This is a genomic window from uncultured Oribacterium sp., from assembly GCF_902481605.1.
Lineage (GTDB): Bacteria > Bacillota > Clostridia > Lachnospirales > Lachnospiraceae > Oribacterium > Oribacterium sinus.
Map to the genome: position 1 here is coordinate 1 of NZ_CABSXI010000073.1, position 11,308 is coordinate 11,308.

At 42.0% G+C, this 11,308-nt stretch carries 10 protein-coding genes and 1 riboswitch; of the genes, 5 read left to right on the forward strand and 5 right to left on the reverse strand.

Annotated features, from left to right (window positions below; genetic code table 11):
* The 3 genes from RDQ32_RS09700 to RDQ32_RS09710 form a co-directional block, all read right to left on the reverse strand.
* Positions 1 to 1,312, reverse strand: a 1,312-nt coding sequence (locus RDQ32_RS09700) for an SH3 domain-containing protein (protein WP_308580279.1), incomplete at its 3' end; no start/stop codon positions are given.
* A gap of 267 nt (positions 1,313 to 1,579) precedes the next feature.
* On the reverse strand, positions 1,580 to 1,765 hold the full coding sequence (locus RDQ32_RS09705) for a hypothetical protein (RefSeq protein ID WP_183684653.1): 186 nt from the start codon (positions 1,763 to 1,765) through the stop codon (positions 1,580 to 1,582).
* An 828-nt stretch (positions 1,766 to 2,593) separates the two neighbouring features.
* Positions 2,594 to 3,247 carry a PAS domain-containing protein gene (locus RDQ32_RS09710; RefSeq protein ID WP_308580281.1) on the reverse strand — a complete coding sequence of 218 codons (654 nt, stop codon included), beginning with the start codon at positions 3,245 to 3,247 and terminating at the stop codon, positions 2,594 to 2,596.
* Between the two features lie 613 nt (positions 3,248 to 3,860).
* Here RDQ32_RS09710 and RDQ32_RS09715 point away from each other — a divergent pair.
* Complete coding sequence (locus RDQ32_RS09715) at positions 3,861 to 5,543, forward strand: tryptophanase (RefSeq protein ID WP_308580283.1); 1,683 nt, start codon at positions 3,861 to 3,863, stop codon at positions 5,541 to 5,543.
* 136 nt (positions 5,544 to 5,679) lie between these two features.
* Entirely contained in the window at positions 5,680 to 7,026 is a 1,347-nt protein-coding gene (locus RDQ32_RS09720; protein ID WP_308580285.1) for a sodium-dependent transporter, read from the forward strand.
* Positions 7,027 to 7,226: 200 nt separating this feature from the next.
* On the opposite strand, the gene RDQ32_RS09725 is transcribed toward RDQ32_RS09720, so the two are convergent.
* Positions 7,227 to 7,799: a hypothetical protein gene (locus RDQ32_RS09725; RefSeq protein ID WP_308580287.1), complete on the reverse strand. Its 573-nt coding sequence runs from the start codon at positions 7,797 to 7,799 to the stop codon at positions 7,227 to 7,229.
* A gap of 59 nt (positions 7,800 to 7,858) precedes the next feature.
* Entirely contained in the window at positions 7,859 to 8,101 is a 243-nt protein-coding gene (locus tag RDQ32_RS09730; RefSeq protein WP_007157491.1) for a hypothetical protein, read from the reverse strand.
* A gap of 284 nt (positions 8,102 to 8,385) precedes the next feature.
* Between RDQ32_RS09730 and RDQ32_RS09735 the strand changes: the two genes are divergently transcribed.
* The 3 genes from RDQ32_RS09735 to RDQ32_RS09745 form a co-directional block, all read left to right on the forward strand.
* Complete coding sequence (locus RDQ32_RS09735; RefSeq protein WP_308580288.1) at positions 8,386 to 9,123, forward strand: Maf family protein; 738 nt, start codon at positions 8,386 to 8,388, stop codon at positions 9,121 to 9,123.
* Positions 9,124 to 9,157: 34 nt separating this feature from the next.
* Positions 9,158 to 10,534: a sodium-dependent transporter gene (locus RDQ32_RS09740; protein ID WP_007157488.1), complete on the forward strand. Its 1,377-nt coding sequence runs from the start codon at positions 9,158 to 9,160 to the stop codon at positions 10,532 to 10,534.
* A 175-nt stretch (positions 10,535 to 10,709) separates the two neighbouring features.
* Positions 10,710 to 10,827: riboswitch (FMN riboswitch) on the forward strand.
* A 177-nt stretch (positions 10,828 to 11,004) separates the two neighbouring features.
* Positions 11,005 to 11,308: ECF transporter S component (locus RDQ32_RS09745; RefSeq protein ID WP_308580289.1), on the forward strand; the 304-nt coding region annotated here is incomplete at its 3' end.

The window sequence follows — 11,308 nt, forward strand, 5'->3', positions numbered from 1 at the left end:
AAACGGTTAATGTAGTAGCACCGCCATTGGCCTGCTGTGCTGTAGTAGCTGCGTTAGCACGGCTTTCTGTTGTAGCGCTGGTGCTTCCTGTAGCAGAGCTTGATGCTGTAGTGCTTGTTCCTGTGCTACTCTGGGTTGTCACTTCTTCGGAACGTACATACTGCTTGGAAATATAGGCATCCTGTCCGTTATAGGTGATTTCTAACCACTCATCATTATAATCCGCCTTATATTGCAGCTCTGTTCCTTCATCCAACACGGTGAGTACTTCTGAATCTGTTGTGCTGGGCTTTGTTCTGACTCTTACTCCTGTGGTGGTGAAATAACGCTTCGGTGTAGCCGTTGTCTCCTCCACGGTAGTTTCCTCCGTGCTTTCCACTGTTGCAGAGGTCTCTGTTACCGCCGCTGTAGTTTCCACTACGCTATGCTTCTTTGCGGAGAAGAAAAGCACCTTTACCAGAATAATCACAATAATAGCAATTGCCACCGGAAGGGCAATTCGTAAAATGCTGTACAAATCCCACTCTGTTCCCGGATTTCTATTTGCAGTACTTCTCTGTCTTCTGCCTGCTGTTCCTGTAGTTCTTCCGCTTCTTCTCTTCACAGAACTGCTTGAGCCTACGCTCTTTTGTAAACGTCTTGCTCTATCGGTTCCCGCTCCGGTTCTTCCCTTTCCGGCGGTACTTCTCCGAACGGGAATTCCTGCTCCCAGTCCTTCTTCCCGCTCTTCCCTTTCAATTTCCCGAATTCTGGAAGAATATCCTTCGGTGGTAAGTCTGGGCGCCTCCGCTCCATAATTCTCCGCATCAATACGGGAAGCCAGTCCTGCCTGTCTTGCTGTTTCTCTTCTTAAGCTGGAGCTGGAAATCGTATTCTCCTCTCCCAGCTCATCTCTATAGGCTGCGGAAGAAGATGTAGCGGCAAGAGAATCCTCTCCCTGTATTCCTTCATTTCTTCCCGGTCCCTCTTCCACATACTCCGATAAGGCATCTCTTAACATGGAGAAGGAGTCATTGGCATCCTGGGCAGTGGATTCATTACCAAGCTCTGCCAGCTCTCCAAAGGCCCGAATTCCGTGATAGGTATCTCTGGACTTGGCAGAAATAATACCGCCTTCAAAAAGCTGATTAATATCGCTCTCTAAATTACTGGAGACCATCAAAGCCTGATCGATCTGCATCCGTACCAGGCTGGCCAAAATCTCCTTGTCCATAATCACCGCTTCTTTATATTGTCCGTTCAAGAGGTAGTTCTGCACATCCCCTAATTGTACGCGAATCTTTCCCCAAACACTGTTTTCACGCTCCGCCATATTTCCCTCCTTGCCTCCTGCAATTTTCTTCTGTAGTATACCTAGAAAGACAGCTTTCTTCAAGGAAGAATATCATTTTTCACAAAGAATTCGCGGTTTTTGATACTTCTTTCCTTAAATCGTAAGATTTGCCCTAAAAGCGGCGGAGACAGGCTCTATTTTCAGGGTAAGCAAGCGAAAAGCTTTGGAGAAACGTAAAAAGAGGATAAGCTGTTTACCTTATCCTCCCTCTACTCTATTTTTCGTTTTTTCTCATTAAAAGTCTTTTTATATAATATCCCATCTGCCCTCTGACTTACCGGCAAAAGGTCCGGGAGTCAGTCTGGAATAAATCCGTTCCATTCCCGTATCATCCATCACAGCAACGCAAAAGATATTGACATCCTTTCCCTCATAAATTTTTCCATCTGTCAAACCCTCTGAAAAACTATTTCCCACATACTGCAACTTCATTTCGTCCTCCTTAGGAATGTGGCATGAAAAACATCCCTGTCTCTCTGCACCGCCGGAAGCTCCTTCCTGCGATTCCTGTTCTACTCTATTTTATTAATTTACAATATGTATATCGCAATATTTTTATAAAAAATAAGTTTTTATAGGGCGCTGTTTTGTTTTTTTCTAAGTACATTTTAAGGAGCCGCTCTGAAGCCCTATAGGTCTGTATCAGGGCACGCTCCCGCTAACTTCGCCTTGACTGAGCAGTGGTTTCTGTTAACCACTGCTCACTTTGCTTCGCAAAGCAACTTCCTTCGGAAGTTGGTCTGTATCAGGACGACTTTTCTAATGAAAAGTCTGTCCTTACAGCACTAACTTCAAGCTTCGCTTTGCTCGCTTTCAGTAAGTACCGGCGGGCTCAGATTACCCCTAATATAGACCTATACTGCATTATTCGCTTCATTTATTGATTTTTTACAGTTCTTCACTTCACCGGATTTCGCAAGTATCGGGCTCAGACACCCCATTTTCAGACCTATATTGCCGAAAAGTTCTTTATCATTTTGATTTTCAAAGTCCCTTTTTGTGATTATACTACTTTACTCTGTCACCGCTTTAGGTTTATGTCCTGCCATCATAGCGTGTCCTGTGATAAAGCACATCACCATGCCCACAACTGCTACGACTGCCCAGAATTAATGTTTCTTCAGCATGTTAAAATCTCCTTTCTTGATGAACCCAAACCCTGTGTTGCTTTGTAGGGTATTCGTTGATGGGTGTAGTTCTAATTATTGTTCTCAAATCAATATGTTAGCATATTTCTGCTAATCATAAAAAAATATCAAATTATTTTTCCTTTTTTACAAGTTCCAAATACCGATACATACTGGCGGGGGAGCAGCACAGCCTGTTCCCTACAGTTTTAACAGAGCCCTTCATAGAGAAGATGCCTTTTTGATAAAGCTGTCGTATGATATCAAGTTTTTCTGAATGACTTAGATCACTGAAAGGAAGGGACTTGTTTATTCTATTCAATATTTCATCTATAGTATTTGAAATATTTTCCGAAAATATTGTTTGCTCATCATTACCCTTTATTTCTATGGAAATATTTTTGGATACATAATTATCCGGATGACATAGAGAAAAAATTAGATTTGATAGTTCTTTGTATCGATTATCATCAAAGTTTATATTTAGCCCACCTACGACTTTGCGACTTTCATCTTTTATAAAAAAAGAAGAGGCTCTCAAAATCTTGCCATTGGAGGAAAGCGCTCTATAATTTGATAGCCATGTTTCCTTGGCGGACTCTTCTCTTTGTAAAATACTTTTCATAGTTGGACTGAGCAGATCTCCACTTTTTCTGCCGCTGATATTTCCGTTAATGATATATAGGATTTGCTTTAGATCATATACTATAATTTCGTAATCAGGTCCCAGTACTGTACCTAAAAAATCAGAAAAATCAATATATTTTTTTATATCCAATTCATTCATAATCGCTCCAAATTCTGATATTTGTATGCTTTCAGCACACAAAAAATTTTATAAAAACAGCTCTAATTTATTATAGCAAAACTTCATGCTCCTAAAATCGGTTTTTAAGCAAAATCACCAAAATGACAAATTTGGGGTCTAGAGATAGATGGAAAAGAAATGAGAAAAAATTCTCAATAAAATTCTCAAATATTATTTGCTGAAAAGACATATAGGAAAACAAAGGCCTTTTTTATACATTTATGCAGAAACCTAGTGTAAAGGCAAAGAAAAATCCCATAAAATTTATCAAATCACTATTTTGTTATTTCTGAAGCTTTGTTTCAAAAGCCGATATTTATACAAAATACACATAAATGCACTAAAATATCACTAAAAATAGCTTTTAATTAAACAATATTGACAAGTGGTTGAAAGGGTGATAAATTATTCTCATAGCAATATGTTTATAATAATATATTTAAATATATAAAATTTGGCTATTAAGCACATGGCGACATGTTGGCTAAAGCAGTATTTCTATCTTGCTTCAATGGATTGTAATACCGTCCGCCAGTCGTTTCTTACGATGACCGGGGTATCAAAATATATTTTTATATATGGAGGTATTAAAATGGAGTACGAGAAAATGTTAGGTGTAGAGGCACCAAAGTCATGGACACACGTAGTGAGAGAAGTTCCTACAGTTACCCAGGAGCAGAGAAGAAAAGCTCTGGAAATGACGCATTACAATGAGTTTGCTTTTCCGGCAGGTCTTTTATACATTGACTGTCTTTCCGATTCAGGTACTACATCCATGACAGACACACAGTGGTCAGCGATGTTCCTTGCAGATGAATCTTACGGAAGAAACAAAGGATATTATGTTCTTTTGGATGCATTTAGAGATGTATGGGAAAGAGGAGACAATCAGAAGAGACTCATCAATTACATCAAAGAAGGTGTAGACAAGGATGATGTTGAAAAAATGATGAATGAAGTGTATCTGGTGGACTATGAGGGCGGATTTATCAATGGCGGTAAGTACCAGCTATCAAGACCTAATACATTTATCGTTCCTCAGGGACGTTGTGCAGAGGCACTTTTGTTTGATGTATTAAAGCCCTTATTTGCAAAGAGATGGCCGGGTAAAGTCTTCACCATTCCATCAAATGCTCACTTTGATACTACAGAAGGTAATATCAAGCAAATGGGCAATGTACCCAGAAACCTTTTCCATAAGGAAATCTTATTTGAGGTGCCAAAGAGCGGAAAATATGAGAAGAATCCTTTTAAGGGAGATATGGACATTGATAAGCTCAACCAGCTTATTGAGGCTGTAGGCGTAGAGAATGTTCCGCTAATTTATTCTACAGTTACCAATAACTCTGTATGCGGACAGGCTGTTTCCATGAAGAATATCAGAGAGGTTTCCAAGATTGCACACAAGTACAATATTCCCTTTGTTATGGACGGTGCAAGATGGGCAGAGAACTGTTACTTCATTAAGATGAATGAAGAGGGCTATGGGGACAAGTCTATCTGTGAAATTGCAAAAGAGATGTTCTCCTACTTTGATGTGGTTTCTGCATCCCTTAAGAAAAATGGACATGCCAATATGGGTGGCGTTTTGGCTTTCCGTGACAAGGGACTTTTCTGGCAGAAGTTCTCAGAGTTCAATGAGGACGGTAGTGTAAAGACAGATATCGGACACCTTTTGAAGGTTCGCCAGATTTCCGCTTATGGAAATGATTCTTATGGCGGAATGTCCGGACATGATATTATGGCGCTTTGCCAGGGTATGTATGAAGAGGCAAGATTTGACTATCAGGATGAAAGAGTAAGACAGTGTCAGTATTTGGCCGACGGTCTTACAGCAAACGGTGTTCCTGTAGTACAACCTGCAGGAGGACACGGAATTTATATTGATGTTGATAAGTTCTTTAACTATAAGAGAGGTCATGAGAGCTTTGCAGGACAGGCACTTTCTCTGGAGATGATTCACCGTTATGGTATTCGTTGTTCAGAGCTAGGGGATTTCTCTATGGAATATGATCTGAAAACTCCTGAGCAGCAGAAGGAAGTATGTAATGTTGTCCGTCTGGCGATTAACAGAAGTCAGTTTAGCAAGCAGCACATGGATTATATTATTGCAGCACTGACACAACTTTATAAAGACAGAGATACAGTTCCAAATCTAAAGATTACCTTTGGCCATACATTACCAATGAGACATTTCCATGCATGGGCAGAGCCATATGCTCCATCTAAGGAAGAAATGTGTGATGAAGGAAATTATGGATATTGGGAAAAATAAAGAAAAATAAATGAGATATCGTAGGATATGCCGGCGATACTCGTAAAAAAATAAAATATCTTGGCGTCCGGTCTTGTAGAGACCGGACTGCTATCCACAAGAGGGACTTACATTTTTATCAAGATGGAGGAAGCTTATGGGTTCAGATAATACCGCTGTAAAGCAGGATGGATTTAACTCACAATTAGGTTTTATTATAGCCTGTGTAGGTTCAGCCGTGGGTATGGGAAACCTGTGGAGATTTCCGGTGCTTGTGTCAGCCTGGGGAGGAATGACCTTTTTGATTCCCTACTTCTTATTTGTTATCTTGATTGGTAGCACAGGAGTGGTGGAAGAAATTGCACTGGGAAGAAGCACGGGGAAAGGTCCTATAGGAGCATTCGGTGCTGCTATGGAACATGCCGGAAAAAGTAGAAAACTTGGTGAGAGTATAGGAATTATACCGACAATAGGTTCTTTGGCTCTCGCCATAGGGTATTCCTGTGTAGTAGGCTGGATTTTTAAATATGTTGTTATGGCCTTTACAGGTCAGCTTTTTGGAATGGGTAGCAACATGGATCTTATTGGCAGCACTTTCGGATCCACAGCGACTGCATTCGGTAACAATGCTTGGATCATTATCGCGCTCGTTGTAAACTTTGCTATCATGGCCTTTGGCGTTGCAGACGGCATAGAAAAGGCAAATAAGTTTATGATGCCGCTACTTTTCGTAATGATGATTGGATTGGCTATTTACATAGGAATTCAACCGGGGGCAGTGAACGGATACAAGTATATCTTTACTGTAAATCCGGAGGGATTAAAGGATGTAAGACTTTGGATATTTGCATTCGGACAGGCGTTTTTCTCCCTTTCTATTGCGGGAAACGGTACGGTTATTTACGGCTCCTATCTGAGTAAGAAAGAGGATATCCCCTTCTCTGCAATGAACATAGCTATATTTGATACCCTTGCGGCACTGCTTGCAGCACTCGTTATTATCCCGGCTATGGCGACATCAGGAGCAGAGCTTAGTGAAGGTGGTCCGGGACTCATGTTTATCTACCTGGTAAATATCATGAATCAGATGCCCGGTGGTATGATTGTAGGAATTATATTCTTTGTATGTGTTACATTTGCAGGACTCAGTTCACTTGTAAATCTGTATGAAGCGCCTGTAGCTACATTGCAGCAGCAGTTTAGACTGAATAGAATACAGTCGGTAGGAATAATCGGTGTACTCGGTGTAGTTGTTGCAGTATTGATACAGGGAATTGTAGGAAGCTGGATGGATGCGGTGTCTATCTATATTTGCCCTATTGGCGCGGTACTTGCTTCAGTAATGTTGTTCTTCATATTTGGAAAACAGTACACAATGGAAGCGGTAAATACAGGTGCAAAGAAGCCTAAAGGAGATACATGGTTTTTCTTGGGTAAGTATGTTTATACAGGACTTGCATTACTTGCACTTATAGCAGGTGCATTTTACGGTGGAATCGGATAATCAAGCTATAATAGAATAGGAATTAAATCTTTCTCGTAACTTATATGTCCCCTCTTTATCGGATTATCGGTAAGGAGGGGACATATCAATTCCTAACGAGTATCGCACACGTAGTGTGCGATATCTCGTTTTAAGGAGTATTAATGATAAAGCGTGGGATATCTCGTTTGGGGAATAGTTCAGACCTGTCTTTTTTAAAATTACGTTTTATGCCTTTCTTTTAATAGCATTTCCCCTACCATTCTACCCGCAGCTCCACCGGATTGCACTGCTTCGGCAATGCTTTGGGAGGGGGCAAGACTTTGTCCTGTCAGGAAAAGTCGGGGGGAGCCTGTTTTCTTCTCTTCTTCTATAAGAACACAAACAGCGGCATTTTCCTCCGGAGTAAATGCTCCCATAGCCAAGACTAAAGCCTTACTAATAAAGAAGCGTTCTCCTTCCTTCGTTTTAGCCTTTAAGAGATAGCGATAAGCAGAAGCTTCGTCTTGGGAATGCATTATCGAAAGAGCTTCCCCTGAAAGAACATAAATTTCCTCTACTTCCACACCCTCTTGATGAGCGACTCCATAATTTTCCAGAAAAAGGGAAAAATGGGACAGAAGCTCTTTAGGCTGAACGGTCTTTGCAAAGAGCCCGCTTATCTCTTCCGTGCTTTTTCCTAAACGCCCTCCAAGGCTTTCTTCTTTTTCCAATAAAAGACTGTTTTCAATCCCAAGATCCGCTGCGGCAGAGATGGCGGCTAAGCCGGAACAGCCGCCTCCCATCACCAGCAAATCAGAAAAAAAAGACTCTTCCGCTTTGGGAAGAGTCAAATTTTCGCAAGTGCGGAAAATCAATTGTGGGCATCCCCCATCATGAATTCAACAACCTTCTTCATGTCCTCCGGCTCATGAACAATCAGTTCCAGCTCTTTAATATAAGCCTTGTCCAACATCTGAGACATCATCAGCATCTGGGAGAGCTTGGACTTCAAGTTAATTCGGTCTCCTTCCGGAGAAACCAACTCTACCTTTCCGTGTAAGTCATTCAATAGCTTAAATAAGCCTTCTACGTTGTTTACGTTTTCGATTTTCATAGAATTCCCTTTCTCTAAGACATGTACTGCGCGTAGTGCGATGAGTTCACCTTAGTATAAAGCGGAGGAAAATGCAAGAAGAAATCTTTTGGAGAAAAGAGGAAATTTCTTTGCTGTTTTCTCCGCTTATTTTCCCGGAAAACATCGTATTTCACAAAAAAGAGAAAGAAAATCATTTTTATGGCAAATTGTAAAAAAATTACTGTGAAAACAGAAAAAAATCGTTAAAATAGAAAGGCGACTGCAAAAACAGAGGGGCAATTGCAAAAAAGAAAGGAAGAAGAATGGGAGACGCTACAAATAAAGACGAGGACTTCTTGGAAAAGCTGGGGCTTTCCAAAGAAGATGTAGACCTTTTGGAACATAAATTAAAAGAGCGGGAGGAAAGAAGGAAGGAAGCGGAAAAAAAGGAAAAGCCCATCACGGTGCTATTTCCCAAGCTGGTTTTGGCTTCCGCATCTCCAAGAAGACAGGAGCTGATTCAGCTTCTGGGACTTAAGGCGGAGATTCATCCCAGCGGAATAGCGGAGGATGTAACGGAGGCGGATCCCAGTCTTTTGGTGCAGAAGCTGGCCTTTCAGAAGGCGGAGGACGTGGCAAAGCAGTATCCGAAGGAATATCTTGTGATTGGGGCGGACACAGTGGTATTTTTCGAGGATCGGATTTTGGGAAAACCGAAAAGTGAGGAGGATGCCTACAGGATGCTTTCCGCCCTTTCCGGAAGAGCCCATCAGGTCTATACCGGGGTCAGCCTTCATTTTCAGGGGAAGAAAATGGGTTTTTACGAAAAGACCGAGGTGCAGTTCGCAAGACTTACGGAGCGGGAAATTTGGGATTATATCGAAAGCAAAGAGCCTATGGATAAGGCGGGAGCTTACGGGATTCAGGGCCGTTTTGCCCCCTTTGTAAAGGGTATTGCAGGGGACTATTACAATGTGATGGGCCTGCCCCTTGCCAGACTCTATCAGGCCTTGAAGTTTTTGGGAGCGGAAGGAGAGGCTGTAGAGCTTCCGAGAGAATAAAAAGAAATGCGTAGCAGTAGAAAGGAACTAGAAAATGAGTAGTGAAAAGCAAAAACGAAGTAAGTTCAGCTCCCGCCTGGGCTTTGTCTTATCCGCCGCAGGCTCTGCGGTGGGCTTGGGAAATATTTGGAGATTCCCTTATTTGGCGGCGAAATACGGAGGGGGAATCTTCCTTTTGGTTTACCTTCTTCTGATGCTTACCTTTGGTTACACCATGATAATTGCGGAAAGTGCCATCGGAAGAATGACCAGAAAGAGCCCCGTGGGAGCCTATGCCCACTTTGGAAAGGACTGGATGTTCAAGGCGGGAGGCTGGATTAATGCCATTATCCCCATCCTGATTGTACCCTATTATTCCGTCATCGGCGGTTGGGTATGCAAATATCTCTTCGGCTATATCCAGGGAGAAACGGAAGCCATGGCCACGGCCGAGTACTTTACGGCATTTATCGGAAATGGGGTAAAGACGGAGTTTTGGTTTTTGATTTTTACCTTGCTGGTACTTTGGGTTATCTTTATGGGTGTGGAAAATGGCATAGAAAAGGTTTCCACCTTTATGATGCCGATTCTGGTGATTCTGGCAATTCTGCTTTCTATTTATGCCATCACCAGAAAGGGCGCATTTGCCGGAGTAAAATACTTCTTAGTTCCCAATATTAAGAACTTTTCCTGGATGACGGTGGTTTCCGCCATGGGACAGATGTTCTACTCTCTCTCCATTGCCATGGGAATCCTGATTACCTTCGGTTCCTATATGAAATCTGACCTTTCTATTGAAGAATCCACCAGCCATGTGGAGGTTTTTGACACGGCCATTGCGGTTTTGGCAGGACTGATGATTATTCCTGCGGTTTTCGCCTTTTCCAACGGAGACCCCTCCGTATTAAAGGCAGGTCCTTCTCTTATGTTTATTACTATGCCGAAAATCTTTGCCAGCATGGGCTTTGGTCGAGTAGTGGGGATTCTCTTTTTTGCCTTAGTTTTCTTTGCGGCACTGACCTCCGCTATCGCTTTGGCGGAAAGTGCGGTTTCCACCTTCCAGGATGAACTGAAGTGGAGTAGAAGAAGATCCACAGTGGTTTTACTGCTGATTATGGTGGCTTTAGGAACCCTCAGTGCTTTAAGCTATGGGCCTTTATCTTTTGTAACCATTTTGAAAAATATGCCCTTCCTGGATTTCTTTGACTTCCTGACCAACTCCGTGATGATGCCCATTGCGGCTATGGCTACCTGTCTTTTGGTGGTCAGAGTAATCGGTGTAGAGGGTATTGCGGCGGAAGTTATGCGAAAGGATGCTCCCTTTAAAAGAAAGGCGGTATTTAATTTCATGATCAAATACCTTTGCCCCTTCTTTGTGGCGATTATTCTGTTCAGTTCCGTAGCCGGTGTACTGGGATGGATTAAGTTCTAAAAGTATCGAAGCAAAGTATTGAAGCAAAGTATCGAAGCAAAGTATCGAACTAAAGTGTCGAACTAAAGTGTCGAAACAAAGCGTCGAAACAAAGCGTCGAAACATGCTCTAAAAGCGTAAAAAATATTCCTTGCAAAGTTTTAGGCAGAGGAGTATTCTTAGTATCGTAAAAATGAATGTTCTTCAGGGCGGGGTGTAAGTCCCCACTGGCGGTAAAGTCCGCGACCTGCGAAAGCAGTTGAACCGGTGAAACTCCGGTACCAACAGTATAGTCTGGATGGAAGAAGACGAGCGTTGTGCTTTCTGCCCTGTACTTTTTGTACAGGGCTTTTTCTATTTTCAAAGGCGTTTTTAAAGAGGATTCCTTTGAAAATACAAAAAAGAAGGAAAATGCCCGGTCCTAAAGCCTTTCGAAAAGAACCACCGGAAGAATGCAGTTTGCAGAAAATGCAAAGAAAGAGAGGACAGCAATGAAAGCAGAAAGTCAGGGAAGAATGGTGAGCAGTGTGAAGAAGAGTAGTGTGGGATTTTTGGCGGTAACAGGAATATTATCCGCTATAGCGTATATTTTGATGTGGATTGAGTTTCCTATTCCTTTTTTAATGCCTCCTTTTATCAAGTTTGATTTTTCGGATTTTCCGGCACTCTTGGCAGCGTTTGCCATGGGACCGATTGCGGGCATAAGCGTGGAACTCATCAAGAATGTATTGCATGCCTTCAGTTCAGGTTCTTTCGGTGTAGGAGAGCTGTCCAATTTTATTTTGGGTGCAAGCT

Bases quoted from the DNA above. Each gene is read 5' to 3' on its own strand.
- RDQ32_RS09705 (WP_183684653.1), bottom strand. From the start codon at position 1,765: ATGAAGTTGCAGTATGTGGGAAATAGTTTTTCAGAGGGTTTGACAGAT.
- RDQ32_RS09710 (WP_308580281.1), bottom strand. From the start codon at position 3,247: ATGAATGAATTGGATATAAAAAAATATATTGATTTTTCTGATTTTTTA.
- RDQ32_RS09715 (WP_308580283.1), top strand. From the start codon at position 3,861: ATGGAGTACGAGAAAATGTTAGGTGTAGAGGCACCAAAGTCATGGACA.
- RDQ32_RS09720 (WP_308580285.1), top strand. From the start codon at position 5,680: ATGGGTTCAGATAATACCGCTGTAAAGCAGGATGGATTTAACTCACAA.
- RDQ32_RS09730 (WP_007157491.1), bottom strand. From the start codon at position 8,101: ATGAAAATCGAAAACGTAAACAACGTAGAAGGCTTATTTAAGCTATTG.
- RDQ32_RS09735 (WP_308580288.1), top strand. From the start codon at position 8,386: ATGGGAGACGCTACAAATAAAGACGAGGACTTCTTGGAAAAGCTGGGG.
- RDQ32_RS09740 (WP_007157488.1), top strand. From the start codon at position 9,158: ATGAGTAGTGAAAAGCAAAAACGAAGTAAGTTCAGCTCCCGCCTGGGC.